The following is a 17,004-nucleotide window of genomic DNA, read 5'->3' as shown; positions in this document are numbered from 1 at the left end:
CTTGCGTCACAGGGGCCGTAATGCGCGGAAATCATGTTGCCGGCCACGCCCGTCTGGCATGCTGGTGCAATGGCTAGCCGCGCGGGCACTGTTGCCCAATCCCAAGACCTTGTTGATCTCACTGCGCTCCTGGATGCGTACTACGACGTTTCCCCGGATCTTGGCGACCCCGGCCAACGGGTCGCCTTCGGCACCTCCGGTCACCGGGGCTCGAGCCTGAAAGCGTCCTTCAACGAACCCCACATCCTCGCCATCACCCAGGCGATCGTGGAGTACCGGGCGGGCCAGGGCATCACCGGGCCGCTGTATCTCGCCAAGGACACCCACGCGCTGAGCGAACCGGCCCAGAATTCCGCCCTGGAAGTCCTCGCGGCCAACGGCGTCAACGTGCTGATCGACGCCCGCCACGGCTACACCCCCACTCCGTCGCTGAGCCACGCCATCCTGACGCACAACAACAACTCCCCCGCCGGGGCTCCGCAGGCAGACGGGATAGTGGTAACCCCCAGCCACAACCCGCCCGGCGACGGCGGTTTCAAATACAACCCCCCGCACGGCGGACCCGCCGACTCGGACGCCACCGGCTGGATTGCCAACCGCGCGAACGAGCTGCTGGAAAACGGCCTGCGCGGGGTCAAGCGGATTCCCATCGCCGAGGCCCTCAGCGCCGGCAGCACGGGCAAGTTCGACTTCCTCAGCAGCTACGTGGACGACCTCCCGTCCGTCCTGGACCTCAATTCCATCCGCGAGGCCGGCGTCCGGATCGGCGCCGACCCGATGGGCGGCGCGTCGGTGGACTACTGGGGCGAGATCGGCGAACGCCACCACCTGAACCTCACGGTGGTCAACCCCACGGTCGATCCGCAGTGGGCCTTCATGACCCTCGACTGGGACGAGAAGATCCGGATGGACTGCTCCTCGCCGTCGGCGATGGCCTCGCTAATCAACCGGATGTCGGAGGCCGGTTCCGGCAAAACGGCGTTCGACGTCGCCACCGGCAACGATGCCGACGCCGACCGGCACGGCATCGTGACCCCTGACGGCGGGCTGATGAACCCGAACCACTACCTCGCCGTCGCGATTGACTACCTGTACCGGCACCGCACCGGGTGGAACCCGCAGTCCGTGATCGGCAAGACCCTCGTCTCGTCCTCGATCATCGACCGTGTGGCCGAAAGCCTGGGCCGCAAGCTCGTGGAGGTGCCGGTGGGTTTCAAGTGGTTCGTTCCCGGGCTGCTGTCCGGCGAGGGGGCGTTCGGCGGCGAGGAGTCCGCGGGCGCCTCGTTCAACAAGATGGACGGCAGCGTGTGGACCACGGACAAGGACGGCATCCTGCTGGCGCTGCTGGCTTCGGAGATCACGGCCGTCACGGGCAAGTCGCCGTCGCAACTGTACAAGGGCCTCACCGACCAGTTCGGCGACCCGGTCTACGCACGGATCGACGCCGCGGCCACGCGCGAACAGAAGGCGGCGCTGGGGAAGCTCGCGCCGTCGGACGTCACCGCCACCGAACTTGCGGGTGAAACCATCACCGCCAAGCTGACCGAGGCACCCGGCAACGGGGCGGCGATCGGCGGGCTGAAGGTCGTTACCGAGAATGCCTGGTTCGCGGCCCGCCCCTCCGGCACCGAGGATGTCTACAAGATCTACGCCGAGTCCTTCAAGGGAGCCGAGCACCTCAAGCAGGTCCAGGCCGAGGCCAAGGCGCTGGTGGACGGGGTCATTTCCTAGCCACCCCGCTGGCTCTTTCAGGCACCCGCCCGCGGGCTGACTCGTTCAGCCCGCGGACTGTCCTGTTCAAGCCGCCGGCCGTTAGCGCCGCCGGTTCAGGCCGACTCTTCCTCGAGACCGCTAGCGAGAACGGAGCGGTCCCGGCCCAGGGTCTTGGCTTGGTAGAGGGCGGCGTCCGCGGAGGCGATCATTGCGTTCAGATCCACGCGGCCTGGCGCGGTCCAGGCGATGCCATAGCTGGCAGTCGGCAGGCGCGGGATCACCGGCGACGTCGAGGCCTGCATCCGGGCGCTGACGTCCGAGGCGATTTCCCCGGCCCTTTCGGGCGCCACGCCGGGCAGGAGGATGATGAATTCCTCGCCGCCGTAGCGGCCCACGAGGTCGGAGGAGCGGACCGTGGACGTGCAGGCGTCCGCGAACGCCTGCAGCGCGGCGTCGCCGGCCGAGTGGCCGTACTCGTCGTTGATTCCCTTGAAATGGTCCAGGTCCGCCAGGATCAGCGACGCCGTGGTCCTGGCCCGGTTGAGGCGGCGCAGTTCGTTCTCGGCGAGATCCAGGAACGCCGTGCGGTTCAACAGTCCGGTGAGCCCGTCCACTGTGGCGCGGGCGCGGAGGTCCTGGGTCTGTTGCTCGTAGCTCAGTTCCGCCATGGTGAAGGACGCCACCACCATAATCACGGCCGAACAGACCGTCATCGGGACGGATCCAAAGACGGTCAGGAACACTGCCCCGTCACGCCCCTCGAGCAGAAACGTGACAAAGCGGCCCAGATAGAACGCGGCCAGGAGGCCGGAACCCACGGCCAGGGTGAGGTGCACGCGCGAAAAGTTCCGGTCCAGCAGGAACAGTTCCCGGCAGCCCAGGCCGATCAGCAGGGCCATGAATCCCAGATAGGCCGGGCCGCCTGACCACACGTTGGTGGCCGGCTGGTCCAGCACCGAGGCCACGGCGGTGATGGCAGGCCCGGCGGCGAGATACCAGATCTTCGGAACCGTGGTCCGCAGCGAACGGGCCCCCGCCCAGATGCTGGCCGCGCCGGCCACGAGGAGCACGTTCCCGAGCGGGTTGGTCCAGACCTGGTGTGGCGTGCCGTCCAGCAGGTAAGCCGCATTGCCGGACAGAAACAGCAGCAGCGCCAGGCACCACCAGCCGCTGTAGGCCGACCGCGTCCGGCGGAAGGTGATGAAGTAGAACAGCAGCAGCAGGGTCAGATCGACCACCGCCAGGGCGACACGCAAGGTTGCGATGTCAAGCATCATGTAGTGGCCCCCCGGTCCGCTCGCAATTGCCCGATTTGCGCCGACTCCGCGCCGCAGGTGACCCAAGTATTGCACCCCGCGGCCAGGAAATGTGACCTCGGACTCGGATGCGACGCGGGACGGCCGGACGGACCCGCTGAAAGGGCCCAACGGCTCTGTGTTATCGGCCCCGAAGCGGACTAAACTGGGAAGCGGCCCCGGATGCGGCCTTGCGCTCAACCGCAGAATAGCGTCCCGAGTGCCTCCGGCCTGTCCCCCATGGTGCCGGAGGCACCTCCGCGCCAACTCAGCGCCGCGGGCACCTCCGTAGCCAACTCAGCCCGGCAGGCACCTGAGCGCCAACAGCTCGGTCAGACCGTGCGGACGACGTCGTCGTACGCGAACTTCGGCTTCGCCGCACCCCAGGCGTCGGCTGCGGGCTGTCCGATGTTGACCACGAGGAAGCTCTTCTGGCCGCCGTCGGGGAAGAACGCCGCATCGATCGCGGTGAAGTCCGCGCCCGTCATGGGTCCGGCGGACAGGCCCAGGGACCGGACGGCGAGGATGAAGTAGCCGGCCTGCAGGTGGGCGTTGTTGTTGCCGGTGGCCGCGGCGAGGTCCGGCGCGGCGTCGTACATGGCCTTGGGCGCGTTGTAGCCGGGCAGGAAGTCGTCCCACTGGTCCTGCCAAGACGTGTCGTAGCTGAGGACGGCGACGAGGGGCGCGGACGCGGTCTTGGCGCGGTTGCCGTTGGCGAGGGTCCCGACCAGGGTGGCGCGGGCCTCCGCGGACCGGACGTAGGTCACGCGCAGCGGCTGAGAGTTGAACGCGGTGGGCCCGAACTTGGTGAGCTCGTAGATGGCCCGGGCCTGCCCGTCGGTAACCTCGCCGGTGAAGGTGTTGGGGGTGCGGGCCTCGGCAAAGATGGCGTCCACTGCGGCGGCGTCGATTACTGCTTCGTCATGGGCGATGGTCATGAGCGTCCCTTTCGCTGGGGGTGCCCGCCGGGGGCGGCGGGCACTGTTCCTATCCATAGTTGCAACTTCACCTTGTCCCTCATACTTCCCGTCTCGTCCCGTGACGTCCGGCACAGCGGCGCCGCCGGCGACGCATACCGGAAACACCGGCGCGGTAAAGTTGCCCCGGAAGATTCCTTCCCGCCCCGCCACACATTCTCTGAAAGGCCCCGGCAATGAGCATGCTCGGTACCAAATGGAAGCTCCACGGCAACGGCAAGTCCATCCGCCCGGGCGAGGTCGTGAAGCCGCATGAGCGCCTTGCGTGGCCGCTGACCATTGGCGTCGGGATGCAGCACGTCGTCGCCATGTTCGGCGCCACCTTCCTGGTTCCGATCCTCACCGGCATGCCGCCGGCCACCACACTCTTCTTCTCGGGCATCGGAACGCTGCTGTTCCTGGTCATCACCAAGGGCCAGGTGCCGAGCTACCTCGGGTCCAGCTTCGCGTTCATCGCGCCGATCATGGCCTCGCAGCAGCAGTACGGCGTCGCCGGTGCGCTCGGCGGCGTGGTGCTTGCCGGCGTCGGGCTGGCGATCATTGGCGCGGTGGTGCAGAAATTCGGTGCCGGGTGGATCAACCGCCTGATGCCGCCGATCGTCACCGGCGCCATCGTCGGGCTGATCGGCCTCAACCTCGCGCCCGCGGCGAAGAACAACTTCGACGCGGCCCCGATCACGGCCCTCATCACCCTGGCCACGATCATCGTGGTCAGCGTCTTCTTCCGCGGCATCCTGGGCCGGCTGAGCATCCTGGTCGGCGTCGTGGTCGGCTACTTCGTGGCGATGATCCGCGGCGAAGTGGACTTCTCCAAGATGGACGCCGCCGCCTGGGTGGGGCTGCCGTTCTTCCAGACTCCCGAATTCCACCTCGGCGTCGTTGGCCTGTTCGTGCCGGTGGTGCTGGTGCTCGTGGCGGAGAACATCGGCCACGTGAAGTCGGTGTCCGCCATGACCGGCCAGAACCTCGACGGCGTCTCCGGGCGCGCGCTGATGGCCGACGGCGCCGCCACCGTGCTCGCGGGCATGGGCGGCGGCTCCGGCACCACCACCTACGCGGAAAACATCGGCGTGATGGCCGCGACCAAGGTCTATTCGACGGCGGCCTACTGGGTGGCCGGTGTCTTCGCCGTGGTGCTGAGCTTCTCGCCGAAATTCGGCGAACTCATCGCCACCGTCCCGGCCGGCGTGCTGGGCGGCGCCGCGACCATGCTTTACGGCATGATCGGTGTCCTGGGCGTCAAGATCTGGGTGCAGAACAAGGTCAACTTCTCCAACCCGATCAACCTGACCACCGCCGCCGTCGCACTCATCGTCGGCATCGCCGACTACACCTGGACCATCGGCGATCTGGTGTTCACCGGCATCGCCCTGGGCTCCGCGGCGGCCCTGGTGATCTACCACGGCATGACGGCGATCGCGAAGGTCCGCGGCACTGTCGCCGAACCGGAAACGGAAGACGTCACGGCCGCTGCCACCGCCGCCGCGAAGCGCCCTCCGAAGAAGCGCCGCTAACCGCCCGCTGACCGCCGCTTTAAAGCCGAAAGGCCGGGGCCCAAACACCACATGGGTGTTCGGGTCCCGGCCTTCGCTGGCCGGGTGGCGGGCTTTAGCCGGCGTCGAAGGCTTCCTCGTCGTCGCGGTCCCTGGGGGATTTGTCATCCGGCAGGTCCGTTCCCGATCCGTCCGGCAGGCCGGCCGCGTCCTGACCGGGCTCCGAGGAGAACGGCCGACCGGCGTCGGGCTCTTCGGTGTTGGACGCATCCATCTCGGCCTCCGAGGACGGCACCGCTGGCTCGGAATTCTCCGAGGCGTCGGCATCGTAGCCGGGGGTTGTGCTGGCGTTTTCCGAACTCATTTGTTCCTCCGTTCCTCCGAAGCGTCCTGCTCCGGGTTCTCCTGCACTGTCTTGGTCTTCGGCGCCGAACTGGCTCAGGTCCGGGGCGCCGGCCGGGTAGGTTTCCCCGTCCGGGCTGTCCTGGCTGAGCCCCGCGGCGTCGAAAGCTTCTTCTTCGCGGGGCTGGGCAAACTTCTTCGTGTCTCCGCCGGGCAGCTCCTGCTCCGCGGTGGGGGTTCCGTAGCCGCCGGCTTCCTCGGTCGGCTCCTGCTGGTTCTCCTGGGACATGCTGTTCCTTCCGTGTGGAATCGTGAACTGCGGGGATTCTTGGATCTCCCGAAAGACCTTGCTGCCTCTCAGAGACCCTTGCCGCCCGTGACGGGCAGGACGGCGCCGGATATGTAGGAGCCGTGGTCGGAGGCCAGGAGAACATAGGCCGGCGCGAGTTCCGCCGGCTGACCCGCCCGCTGCAGCGGGGTGTCCTGGCCGAAGGACGGCAGCTTCTCCGGCCACTCGGTCGCGGGGATTAGGGGCGTCCAGATGGGGCCCGGTGCCACGGCGTTGACGCGGATCCCCTTCGGGCCGAGCTCCTGGGCCAGGGCCTTGGTGAAGGCGACCTGGGCGGCCTTGGTCATGGCGTAGTCGATGAGCTCGGGCGAGGGGTTGAACGCCTGGATCGACGCTGTCGTGATGATCGACGCGCCTGCTTTCAGATGCGGCACTGCCGCCCGCGCGGTCCAGATCAGCGAGTAGAGGTTGGTCTGGAAGACGCGCTCGAACTCCTCGGTGGGGAGGGACTCGAAACTGTCGCGGTTCTTCTGGTACGCGGCGTTCAGCACGACGACGTCCAGGCGGCCGAACTCGGAGAGGGTGTCGTCCACGATCCTGGTGGCGAAATCCTCATGGCGTCCGTCGCCGGCGATCAGCAGCGCCTTGCGGCCTGCTTTACGGATCCACGCAGCGGTGTCCTGGGCGTCGGCTTCCTCTTCCGGCAGGTAGGAGATGGCGACGTCGGCCCCCTCGCGGGCGAAGGCGATGGCCACCGCCTTGCCGATCCCGGAGTCTCCGCCGGTGATCAGCGCGGCCTTGCCCTCGAGGGCGCCGCTGCCCTGGTAGCTTTCCTCGCCGTGGTCCGGCTGGGGGTCCATGGGCGCGGTGAGGCCCGGCTGTTCCTGCACCTGCTCCGGGAAGGATCCGGAGTAGTAGCCGGCCCGGGGGTCGCGCGGCTGGTCCTGCTGTTTGCTTGAATCACTCATAGTCCACCTACCCAACGTGTCGGTTTTCCAGGGCTGCTCCCCGGGCCGCGGGCGGTGACCCGGACCGGCGAAGCTGTCCCCACGAAGTAAACAGTTCCACCCTACCCGGAAATTCATCAGCAACCTTAGTACCGGCTTGAATTTCGCAAAGCTCAAGCCTAGGTTGAGTGTTGACTGCCACCGCAGCCTGATTCTCATTCACCCGGAGGCGTTCGAGTGTCCGATCCAAAGTCCGGGTCCGCTCCACAAGAGTCAGATCCACAAGAGTCCTCTCCTAGGCGGGCCGCGGCGGATTCGCGGAACGAGTCCGCAATCCAAAAACTGGACCGGAACTGGATGGAACTGCTGCAGGAGCTGCGGGTGCTGCAGACCGGCGTGCAGATCCTGGCGGGGTTCCTGCTGACCCTGCCTTTCCAGGCGAGGTTCGAGACGCTGGATAATTTCCAGACCACCCTCTACCTGGCCAACGTGGCGTTGGCCGCCCTCACCACATCCCTGATCCTGCTGCCCGTGAGCGTGCACCGCCGCCTGTTCCGCCTGCATCTCAGGGCCGCCCTCGTGTCCAGCGCGGACAGGATCGCGAAGGTGGCCCTGGCCGGCATCGGCCTGCTCAGCGTCGGCACCTCCGCCCTGGTCTTCGACGTCACGGCGGGCCGGGCGGCGGGGCTGACTGCCGGCGCGGTGCTGCTGGCGGTGCTGCTGATCCTGCTGGTCTACGTGCCGAGCAGGCTCCGCCGGCAGGCCGAACAAGGGAACTGACATGGCCGACACCGCAAGCCATCAGCGCAGCGCACGGCCGGGACGGACCGTGGGCGGGTGGGTGAAGGACCACGGCCTGCTGCTGGCCAATATCGGCCTGTTCCTGGCGTTCTTCGGCGGCATGGTCGTCAGCGGGGCCGCCGACTACAGCGAGGATCAGCTGGCCCACGGCGGGTCCGGCGCGACGGTGCTGGAGTACCTCGGCACCGGGGCGTTTCTCGAGGCGACCTTTGAAAACTGGGAGTCCGAGTTCCTGCAGATGGGCATGTACGTCATCCTGACGGTGTTCCTCTTCCAGAAAGGATCCTCGGAGTCGAAGCCGGTGGACCGGGGTGCCCCGCAGGACGAGGACCCCCGGGACGCGCCCCTGAAGGCAGCCACGCCGTGGCCTGTGCGGCGCGGAGGATGGGTCCTCAAGCTCTATGAACATTCGCTGTCGATGATGTTCCTGCTGCTGTTCCTGGCTTCCTTTGCCCTCCACGCTGTCGGCGGCAGCGAGGACTACAGTTCCGAGCAGCAGAGCCACGGGCAGCCGCCCGTGACGGTCCTGGCGTACCTGGCAACGAGCCGCTTCTGGTTTGAGTCGTTCCAGAACTGGCAAAGTGAGTTCCTGGCCGTCGCCGTCCTTGTCGGCGCCTCGGTCTACCTGCGCGAGCGGGGCTCCCCCGAATCCAAACCCGTCGCGGAGCCGCACTATGAGACGGGCGCCTGAGGGACTGGCGCCTGGGCGTTCAGGCGCCCTCGAGCACCTGGCTGGTGGCCCAGGCGAGGTACTTGGCGGCGTTGGCGATGGCGTCATCCGGACTCCCGGCCAGGTCCAGCAGCTGCGCCGCGGCGACCACACCGTGCTTGGCGAGGTCCTCCGGGGTGACCAGGATCCGTCCCGCGACCACAATCACGGGTATGCCGAGGCTCTGGGCGGCATCGGCGAGAGCAATCGGCGCCTTGCCGGTCAGCGACTGCGAATCCAGCGAGCCCTCACCGGTGATCACCAGATCCGCCTGTGCGAGTTTGTCGGCGAGTCCGGTGAGTCCGGCCACCAGCTCGAAGCCGCCTTCCAGCGCCGCGTTGCTGAAGGCCAGGAACGACGCCGGGAAGCCACCGGCAGCCCCGGCCCCGGGGACATTGACGTCCCGGCCGGTGGATTGACGCAGCACCGAGGCCCAGTTGCGGAGTCCGGCGTCGAGCAGTTCCACGGCGTCCTCGTCGGCGCCCTTCTGCGGGCCGAACACGTGAGCTGCGCCGTCGCCGCCAATGAGCGGGTTCTGCACGTCGACGGCGATCCGGAACGTGACCGAGCCCAGCCGCGGGTCGAGGCCGCTGACATCGAGCTGTGCCACCTCGGTGAGCGAGCCGCCGCCCAGCGGCACCACGTTACCCGCGGAGTCGAGCGGCTTGAGGCCCAGCGCGCGCAGGGCGCCGCTGCCGCCGTCGCTCATTGCCGAGCCGCCCAGACCCAGCACGATCTCCGTCGCGCCGGCGTCGAGGGCGGCGGCGATCAGCTGGCCGCAGCCGTAGCTGTGCGCGCGCAGGGCGTTGGCCGGCGTGGGCTCCATGTGCGCCAGCCCGGAGGCCTGCGCGGTTTCAATTACGGCGGTGGCCCCGCCGAAGGCGTCCTTCCGGATCGCCCAGGCGGCGCCCACCGGCGCCAGGATCGGACCCACGACGGCGTTCAGCCGCTCCTCGTATCCGGCGGCGACGGCCGCCTCAAGGGTTCCCTCGCCGCCGTCGGCCACCGGAAACTGGATGGCTTCGGCCTCGGGATAGACGCGCAGGGCGCCTTGGGCGATGGCGGAGGCGGCTTCGGCGGCGGTAAGGGAGCCCTTGAATTTGTCCGGGGCGATCAGAATGCGCATGGTCCCATCCTGCCAGTCCCGGCCCTGGGCACGACGCAGCGCCCGACAACCGCGACAGGCCGTGGCGCCGGGAGTAACGTGGCAGCCACACAGAACAAGCCCGGATCCAGGAGGTAGCAGTGAATGGCAACGGAAAGGCCCGCGAGCGCATGACCGGCCTGCCGGGGATAGCCGAGCTTCTGCTCGTCCGGCACGGCGAAAGCCAGGGGAACGTCGCCGCGACGCTGGCGCACGAGTCCGGGGCGCACGTCATCAAGGTTCCGGCGCGCGATGCCGACGTCGAGCTGTCCGCAACCGGGCGCGAGCAGGCGCTGGCGCTGGGCGGCCTGCTCGCCGGATTCCCGGAGGACGGGCGTGCGGCCGTGTGGTCCTCCCCGTATCTCCGGGCGCGCCAGACGGCGGACCTGGCCGTCCATACCGGGGGCTGGAGGACGCAGGTGCTGCTCGACGAGCGGCTGCGTGACCGGGAGCTCGGAATCCTGGACATGCTCACCTCGGCCGGGGTGGAGGCCAGGCTCCCCCAGGAAGCCGAGCGGCGGCGGTGGCTGGGCAAGTTCTACTACCGCCCGCCAGGCGGCGAGTCGTGGGCCGACGTCGTCCTCCGGTTGCGCTCCCTGCTGGCCGACCTGGACCGCCTGTACCCCTGCCAGCGGGTGCTGCTGGTCTGCCACGACGCTGTCATCCTGCTGATCCGCTACATCCTGGAAGGGCTGACGGAGCGCGAACTGCTTGACATCGCCGCCACGACCGCCATCCTCAATGCCTCCGTGAGCCGTTTCGTCCGGCCGGGCGGCACCGGCCCGTGGCAGCTGGAGAGCTTCAACATGGCAGACCACCTGACGAGCGAAGGAGTCCCCGTGACCGAACATGCCGGAGATGCCAATGTCCACCCGCGGTAAGGCCGCCCCCGGGACTGGGCGGGCGCCGGTCCGTCCTGAGCCCGTCACTCCCACCTTGTTGCGGGACTGGCCGCTGCCCGGCGGGGGCTCCGGCAAGGACGACCGCGGATCGGTGCTGGTGATCGGCGGGGCGCGGATGACGCCGGGCGCCGCGCTGCTCGCCGGGGTGGCCGCACTGCGCTCCGGCGCCGGACGGCTCACCCTGGCCGTGGCGGAGTCCGTGGCCGTGCACCTGGCGGTCGCGCTGCCCGAAGCGGGCGTGCTCAGGTTGCCCGAAACCGCGTCTGGCACGGTCAAGGGCTCCTCGGCCGCCGCCGTCCTCGCAGCACCGGTCGAAGCTGCGGATGCGGTCCTGGTCGGCCCGGGCCTGGATGACAAGGACGAGGCGACCGCGTTGCTCCGTGGACTGCTCAAGGTGCCGGCGGGGAAGCATCCGCCGGCCATCATCCTCGACGCCTTCGCCCTGGGCAGCCTGCCCGAGCTGGTCGGGGAGCTGGGCCCCTGGGCGGGCCGGCTGATCCTGACCCCGAATGTCACCGAGGCGGGCATCCTGCTGGGGCACGACGCCGGTGAGCTGGCCCGGGACGTGCCCGAGCTCGCGGAGAGGTACGGCGCCGTGGTGAGCTGCCAGGGTGTGATCGCGCGGCCGGTGGGGGCTGGCGGCGGGACTGGCGACGCTGAGGGCGGCGGGGGTGGGGCTGAGGGCAGCGGGGGCGACGCCTCGCTGTGGGAGATCACCACCGGACACAGCGGCCTGGGCACGTCGGGATCCGGCGACGTGCTGTCGGGGACCATTGCCGGGCTGCGGGCGCGGGGAACCACGGACGCGCAGGCCGCCTGCTGGGGCACGCATCTGCATGCGGCGGCCGGCGACCGGCTCGCGAGCCGGCTGGGCGGTCTCGGCTACCTCGCCCGCGAACTCACGGGGGAACTGCCGCCGCTGATGATGGAGCTCGGTTCCTGACCAGGCCTGTCCCGGTTCAGCCGCCCCAGCCGCCGCGTTCCTGCAGGACTGCCTTGAGCAGGTCCGCGCGGTCAGTGACGATCCCGTCCACGCCGAGGTCCAGTAGCCGCTGCATCTCCGCGGGATCGTTGACGGTCCAGACATGCACCTGCAGCCCGTGCCGGTGGGCGCGCCGGACAAAGCCGGGGGTCACCACGGTCACGGCACCGTAGCGGACCGGAACCTGCAGGGCGTTGACGCCGCGGAGGGCACGTCCGGCCGTGCGGCGCAGCAGGGGTGCGGGCAGAACCGGTCCGAGCAGGACGAAGAGGGCGCTGGAGACGATGCCGGCCGAGCTCGCGGCGGGCCGGCTCAGCTGCTTCAGCACGGCCCGGCGCCGGCGGTCCGAGAAGCTGGCGATCAGGACGCGGTCATGCAGGCCGAACTGTTCGATCGCCGCGGCCAGGGTGTCCACCGAATTCCAGTCCTTGACGTCGAGGTTGAACCGGACGTCCGGGAAGGCCGTGGCGAGTTCCTCAAAAAGCGGGATGGGCTCCGCGCCGCCGATCCTCGCCCGCGCCACGGCTTCGGCCGGGAGTTCCGAGATCCGGCCGTGACCGTCCGTGATCCGGTCCAGGGTTTCGTCGTGAAAGAGCAGCAGGACGCCGTCGGCCGTGGTGTGCACGTCCGTCTCCAGGTGCCGGAAGCCCAGTTCGACGGCCGCGCGGAACGCCGCCATGGAGTTCTCCAGGCCGTCCCGGGAGAAGCCCCGGTGCGCCATGGCGACGGGACGCTCCGGACTGTCACCGGAGGCAAAGAACGGGTGCGGGGTGCTCACTCCTGAAGCCTATCGGAGCGCCGCGGAGCAGGGCCCGGAGAGGCGCAGCACTGCGCGGCGGAGCTGTGCGCAGTGCTGCGCGAGGGGCGGGGTCAGTTGGCGGGGGTGGATCAGTTGGCGGGCGGGAGGATCTCCACACCGTCGCTGCAGTGCAGGAGCGTGCGGCCCCGGCCGCCGTCGAGGTCCACCCAGACGGCGGTGCGGTCCGCCGTGACGGCGTCCACCCGGCCTCCCGTTTCGTAGCCGGGCGCCAGCCGGACGCTGACACGGTCGCCCTGCTGCAGGCTCTTCCAGTGCGCGTCCGGCGCCGCCGGGCGCAGGGGCGTGTCGTCCATGTTCTTTGTGCGGTACCTGGCCATGATTTCCCACCGTCAGTCAGCTGATCCGTCGTGAGATTCCAGCGTAGGACGCCAAGGTGAACGCCAGTTGACCGCCAGCTGGGAGTACGGTGCCGGTCAGCAGCGCCGGATCCCGAACTCCGGATCAGGGAAGTCGGACGCCCAGGGCTGCGAGCTTGGCCTCGAGGATCTGGGCGACGCCGTCGTCGTCGAAGTGCGGTGCCTGCTGCCCGGCGGCGAGGATGGCTTCCGGGTGGCCGCTGGCCATCGCGTAGCCGTCGCCGGCCCAGCGCAGCATCTCGATGTCGTTGGGCATGTCCCCGAACGCCACGACGTCGGCCGAGTCGATGCCCAGGGCGGCCGCGTATTCGGCAAGCGTGACGGCCTTGTTGACCCCGGGCAGGGACAGTTCCAGGAGCGCGATGTTCGGCGCCGAATGCGTCGCGGCGGCCAGGTGCGCGACGGCGGGCATGACCTCGGCGAGGAACTCGTCGGCCGTGCCCTCCCGGACAATGGCGAGGAACTTCACGACGGCGTCCGAGGCGCTGAGCGTGGTGTGCAGCGGAGCCGGGGTGACCTCGGCCAGCAGTTCGCTGGAGCCGTTCTCAATGAACCCCGGTTCCAGGTGGAATCCGGTCAGGGTCTCGGCGGCAAAGAGTGCGGAGGGGCGCAGCCGCTGGATGATGCGGCGCGCTTCGAACACAGCGTCGAGCTGCAGGCCCCGGGCGGAAACAAGGCGGTCCGCCTCAAGGTCCCAGACAACGGCGCCGTTGGAGCAAATGACGGTTCCGGCGTGGCCCAGCCGGTCCTGCAGGGGATGCAGCCAGCGTGGCGGGCGGCCCGTGACGAAGACCAGCTCGATGCCGGCTTCCCGGCACGCGTGGAATGCGCGGACGGTCCGGTCACTGATTTTGCCGTCGTGGCCGAGGATCGTTCCGTCAATGTCACTCGCTACCAGCCGCATACAGCCAGTCTACGTTGGCGGTGCCGGGAGGGTTTTCCCGTGCGGCCGGCGTCGGTGGCAGCGGCCCGCACCGACCCGCGCGCCGGCGTCGAATGCGTGGGAAACGTGCCGCGCCGACGTCGAAATCGCGGGACCGGTGCCGGGTCGCCGGATGGTTACGGCGAGCGGGCAGGTCTCCGGCGAATTCGGCGGCCGGGCGGGCACCTGCGACTCGCGAGCGGCGGGCGGGCGGGCGGCTGCGGGGCGGGCCTAGTGGCGTTCGTAGATGCCGGTCAGGCTTGCCCGGGCCAGGGTGTGCGGGGCGAGCTTCGCTTCCAGCTTCGCGGGGCGGGCGCCGGCGTCGAGCCCGGAGTGCGCGACGCCGAGGGCGTGGACCGTGACGACGTACCGGTGCGGGCCGTGGCCCCTGGGCGGGGCAGCCCCCATGTAACCGGCGCCGCCCCCGTCGTTCTTGAGCTGGAAGGCGCCGGGCGGCAGGTGTCCGCCCTGACGCGATCCTGCCCCGGCCGGCAGGGACGTGACGTCCGCGGGGAGGTCGAGCACCGCCCAGTGCCAGAAGCCGCCGTGGCCGGGGGCGTCGGGGTCGAACACGGTGACGGCGTAACCCCGGGTCCCGGCCGGCGCACCGCTCCAGGTCAGCTGCGGGGACTCGTCCATGGCCCCGGCCCCGGTTGAGGCTCCGCGCTGGGCCGGCGGCAGGGTTTGGCCGTCCTGGAATGACTCACTGCTGACGCGGAAGGACGGGGCATCGTGGTGTGCCATGGCTACCTTTCAGTTGCTGGGGATTTCTGCACTCTCAGGGTCGATGCGCGCGGTTGCCGTGGGGCGGGGAGCCTGGTCGCGCAGTTCCATTCCGGTCAGTTCCGCCCGGGTGGGCGGGTTGGCGCCGGCCCGGGACACGGTGACGGCGGCGGCCCACGCGGCGTGGGCGAGGAGGTCACGGAGGCTTTCGGACGAGAGCTCCCGCAGGTCTTTGCGGTTCTGCGCCCCCGCCAGGCCCAGGTCCACCACCCCGGAGAGCAGCGCGGCCATGAAGGAGTCCCCGGCGCCGACGGTGTCCGCGACCTTCACGGACGGCGCCGGGAAGTGCACCGCGCCGGCGGCATTCACGCCCCAGGGCCCGTCGGCGCCGCGGGTGACCACCACCATCGCCGGGCCCTCCGAGTCGCCGAGTTTCAGCCAGCGCCGGGCCGAATCCAGCGGATCCTCGCCGGGGTAGAGCCATTCGAGATCCTCGTCGGAGGCCTTGACCACGTCCGACAGGGTGACGAATTTCTCCGCCTGCCGCCGCGCGTAGTCCACATCGGTGATGATGCTGGGCCGGCAGTTGGGGTCGAAGCTGATGGTCGCCGAGGGATGGGCATGCACGACGGCGGCAAGCACCTCGGCGGCGCCGGGAGCCAGCATGGTGGCGATCGAGCCGGTGTGCAGGAGCGTCGTTGCCTGCAGCATGAACGGCAACCGGTCCGCGAGCCCGGGCAGTTCCCAGGCGAGCTCGAAGGTGTAGCTGGCGGCGCCGTCGTCGTCGATCAGGGCGGTGGCCACGGATGTGGGGAGCTCGTCCGGGGCCAGCGGAAGCAGCACCGAGCTGGATTTCAGGTGGGCGGCCACCGATTCGCCGTAGGCGTCGCGTCCGTAGCGGCCGATGAACTGCACCGGATGGTCCAGCCGGGCCAGCCCCACGGCGACGTTCAGGGGACTGCCGCCGACATGGGCCTGGATACCGGAGGAACGCTGGACGACATCAACCAGGCCCTCGCCAATAACTGTGAGCATGCTCATACTCTGCCAGAGAACGCGGGCCGGCGCCCCAGTGTTTCGGTGCGCCGGTGTTTCGTTCAGACCGGGGACGCCGAGGGGTCCCGTGCGGTGTCCACCGGAATTCCGACGTTCCCGGCGTCGGCGAACTTCGCGTCGATGTGGACCACCTCCCTGCCGGCGCGCTGCAGCAGGCTCGCCGCGATGCCCGCCCGGTAGCCGGATGTGCAGTGTACCCACAGCTTCCCGGCGGGCACGGAATCCAGCCGCCGCAGCAGTTCATGCAGCGGGACGTTCACCGCTCCGGCCACCCGCGAGACAGCGTATTCGTCGGCCCGCCGCACGTCGACGACGGTGTCCCCGTGCCCCTTCCCGGCGAGCACACCGTCCCAGCCCACGCGAGGGTACGAGGCGAGGGCGGCGCGGGGCGCCAGGGTGTGCGGGTCCGTTCCGAGGGCGGCATCCGGGGAGTCGATGCCGATCCGTGAAAGGTCGCGGATCGCCTTCTCCACGTTGTCGCGGGATCCCACGAGGGTCAGCTGCGCGCCCCAGGGCAGGATCCAGCCCAGGTACGTGCTGAAGCTGGTGCCGTATTCGAAGCTCACGCTGCCCCGCAGGTGGTTGCTGGCGAAGGCCACGCGGCGGCGCAGGTCCACGACCCACTCGCCGTCCTCCAGCCGGCGCATCAGCTCGACGGCATCGAGGGACTCCGGCACGGTCAGGTCCGCCGGGCCGGGGCCGGCGGTGTTGGTGACCCCCATGTGGGCATAGTAGGAGGGATAGGCGGTGAGGTTCGCGATGAGTTCCTGGACGAAGTGGTCCTCGTCCGGGTCCGTCAGGGCGTGGTTGCTGGTGAGCTGTTCGCCGATGGTGGAGGATCCGGCGCCGCTGGCCGGGCCGGAGGAGCAAAAGGAACCGAACCCGTGGGTCGGGAACAGGGCGGCTTCGGGCGCGGCCTCGTCAACCAGCCGGTGCACCGAGCTGTACTGGTCATGCGTCAGGCCAAGGGTGTCTTGCGCGCCGACAAGGTCCGTGCGGCCGACCGAGCCGTAGAGCAGGCTTCCGCCGGAGAAAACGGCCTGCTGCCCGCCGTCGTGCACGATGAAGGACAGGTGGGTGTGGGTGTGGCCCGGGGTGGCGACGGCCTTGACCGTCAGCGTACCGACCCGCACGGTCTGCCCGTCCGTGATCGGCTGCCGCTCGAAGTCCACCGCGTCAGCGGCGTTCACCAGGTAGCTCGCGCCGTGCGCGCGTGCCAGTTCCAGGCCGCCGGTGAGGTAATCGTTGTGGATGTGCGTCTCGGCAACGTGGGTGATGGTGACGCCGGCGTCGCGGGCGGCCGCATCGACGCGGTCCGTGTCCCGCTGCGGGTCTATGACCAGGGCCACCGAGCCGTCATGGACGAGGTAGCTCCGGTCCCCGAGTTGGGTGGTCTCAATGACAATGACGTCCATGATTCACTCCTGGCTGGTCTGGAACGACACGACCGGCCGCGAGGCCGCCGGCTGCGCACACTCCATCATCAAACCCCCTGGGGTATGACCGCAAGCCCGGATCCGCGGCGGGTCGAAG

The 17,004-nt window shown here is 69.4% G+C and carries 17 protein-coding genes; 6 read left to right on the top strand and 11 right to left on the bottom strand.

All coding sequences use genetic code 11. The annotated features are described in order from the left end of the window. Positions 1-69 precede the first annotated feature (69 nt). Positions 70-1,731: a phosphoglucomutase (alpha-D-glucose-1,6-bisphosphate-dependent) gene (pgm, locus tag ACZYZ5_RS08325; protein ID WP_463900860.1), complete on the top strand. Its 1,662-nt coding sequence runs from the start codon at positions 70-72 to the stop codon at positions 1,729-1,731. A gap of 95 nt (positions 1,732-1,826) precedes the next feature. Here the strand turns inward: pgm and ACZYZ5_RS08320 are convergent, their stop codons facing one another. Beyond that, positions 1,827-2,990 carry a GGDEF domain-containing protein gene (locus ACZYZ5_RS08320; protein WP_463900858.1) on the bottom strand — a complete coding sequence of 388 codons (1,164 nt, stop codon included), beginning with the start codon at positions 2,988-2,990 and terminating at the stop codon, positions 1,827-1,829. A gap of 350 nt (positions 2,991-3,340) precedes the next feature. Next, positions 3,341-3,946: a malonic semialdehyde reductase gene (locus ACZYZ5_RS08315; protein ID WP_463900856.1), complete on the bottom strand. Its 606-nt coding sequence runs from the start codon at positions 3,944-3,946 to the stop codon at positions 3,341-3,343. 215 nt (positions 3,947-4,161) lie between these two features. Between ACZYZ5_RS08315 and ACZYZ5_RS08310 the strand changes: the two genes are divergently transcribed. After that, positions 4,162-5,499, top strand: coding sequence for a uracil-xanthine permease family protein (locus ACZYZ5_RS08310; protein WP_463900854.1), 1,338 nt, complete (start codon positions 4,162-4,164; stop codon positions 5,497-5,499). 94 nt (positions 5,500-5,593) lie between these two features. Here the strand turns inward: ACZYZ5_RS08310 and ACZYZ5_RS08305 are convergent, their stop codons facing one another. Then, the gene (locus tag ACZYZ5_RS08305; protein ID WP_463900853.1) at positions 5,594-6,109 is read right to left on the bottom strand and encodes a hypothetical protein; all 516 of its coding nucleotides are present in this window, start codon (positions 6,107-6,109) and stop codon (positions 5,594-5,596) included. Between the two features lie 68 nt (positions 6,110-6,177). After that, the gene (locus ACZYZ5_RS08300) at positions 6,178-7,077 is read right to left on the bottom strand and encodes an SDR family oxidoreductase (protein WP_463900851.1); all 900 of its coding nucleotides are present in this window, start codon (positions 7,075-7,077) and stop codon (positions 6,178-6,180) included. A 312-nt stretch (positions 7,078-7,389) separates the two neighbouring features. On the opposite strand from ACZYZ5_RS08300, the gene ACZYZ5_RS08295 reads away from it, so the two are divergent. Both ACZYZ5_RS08295 and ACZYZ5_RS08290 read left to right on the top strand, forming a co-directional pair. Then, the gene (locus ACZYZ5_RS08295; RefSeq protein WP_463901104.1) at positions 7,390-7,836 is read left to right on the top strand and encodes a DUF6328 family protein; all 447 of its coding nucleotides are present in this window, start codon (positions 7,390-7,392) and stop codon (positions 7,834-7,836) included. A gap of 1 nt (position 7,837) precedes the next feature. Then, positions 7,838-8,548, top strand: a complete 711-nt coding sequence (locus ACZYZ5_RS08290) for a DUF6766 family protein (RefSeq protein ID WP_463900849.1) — start codon at positions 7,838-7,840, stop codon at positions 8,546-8,548. Positions 8,549-8,567: 19 nt separating this feature from the next. Here the strand turns inward: ACZYZ5_RS08290 and ACZYZ5_RS08285 are convergent, their stop codons facing one another. Then, positions 8,568-9,692, bottom strand: a complete 1,125-nt coding sequence (locus ACZYZ5_RS08285) for a glycerate kinase (RefSeq protein ID WP_463900847.1) — start codon at positions 9,690-9,692, stop codon at positions 8,568-8,570. Between the two features lie 149 nt (positions 9,693-9,841). On the opposite strand from ACZYZ5_RS08285, the gene ACZYZ5_RS08280 reads away from it, so the two are divergent. Further along, positions 9,842-10,591, top strand: coding sequence for a histidine phosphatase family protein (locus tag ACZYZ5_RS08280; protein ID WP_463901102.1), 750 nt, complete (start codon positions 9,842-9,844; stop codon positions 10,589-10,591). Then, entirely contained in the window at positions 10,575-11,555 is a 981-nt protein-coding gene (locus ACZYZ5_RS08275) for an ADP-dependent NAD(P)H-hydrate dehydratase (protein WP_463901100.1), read from the top strand. The genes ACZYZ5_RS08280 and ACZYZ5_RS08275 overlap by 17 nt, the downstream gene beginning before the upstream one ends. Before the next feature lie 16 nt (positions 11,556-11,571). Here ACZYZ5_RS08275 and ACZYZ5_RS08270 read toward each other — a convergent pair whose 3' ends face one another. The 6 genes from ACZYZ5_RS08270 to ACZYZ5_RS08245 all read right to left on the bottom strand — a co-directional run bounded on the left by ACZYZ5_RS08270 (position 11,572) and on the right by ACZYZ5_RS08245 (position 16,886). Further along, a complete protein-coding gene (locus ACZYZ5_RS08270) occupies positions 11,572-12,315 on the bottom strand; it encodes a glycerophosphodiester phosphodiesterase family protein (protein WP_463901098.1) in 744 nt (247 codons plus the stop codon). Between the two features lie 167 nt (positions 12,316-12,482). Beyond that, positions 12,483-12,731: a hypothetical protein gene (locus ACZYZ5_RS08265; protein ID WP_463900845.1), complete on the bottom strand. Its 249-nt coding sequence runs from the start codon at positions 12,729-12,731 to the stop codon at positions 12,483-12,485. Positions 12,732-12,855: 124 nt separating this feature from the next. Further along, positions 12,856-13,674: an HAD family hydrolase gene (locus tag ACZYZ5_RS08260; RefSeq protein ID WP_463900843.1), complete on the bottom strand. Its 819-nt coding sequence runs from the start codon at positions 13,672-13,674 to the stop codon at positions 12,856-12,858. A gap of 249 nt (positions 13,675-13,923) precedes the next feature. Then, a complete protein-coding gene (locus tag ACZYZ5_RS08255) occupies positions 13,924-14,436 on the bottom strand; it encodes a YbhB/YbcL family Raf kinase inhibitor-like protein (protein WP_463900841.1) in 513 nt (170 codons plus the stop codon). Positions 14,437-14,445: 9 nt separating this feature from the next. Beyond that, the gene (locus ACZYZ5_RS08250) at positions 14,446-15,450 is read right to left on the bottom strand and encodes a carbohydrate kinase family protein (protein WP_463900839.1); all 1,005 of its coding nucleotides are present in this window, start codon (positions 15,448-15,450) and stop codon (positions 14,446-14,448) included. Between the two features lie 62 nt (positions 15,451-15,512). After that, entirely contained in the window at positions 15,513-16,886 is a 1,374-nt protein-coding gene (locus tag ACZYZ5_RS08245; RefSeq protein ID WP_463900837.1) for an MBL fold metallo-hydrolase, read from the bottom strand. Positions 16,887-17,004: the final 118 nt, after the last annotated feature.

Source organism: Pseudarthrobacter ribosi, from assembly GCF_055412865.1.
This window is presented reverse-complemented; position numbering and strand designations above follow the sequence as displayed.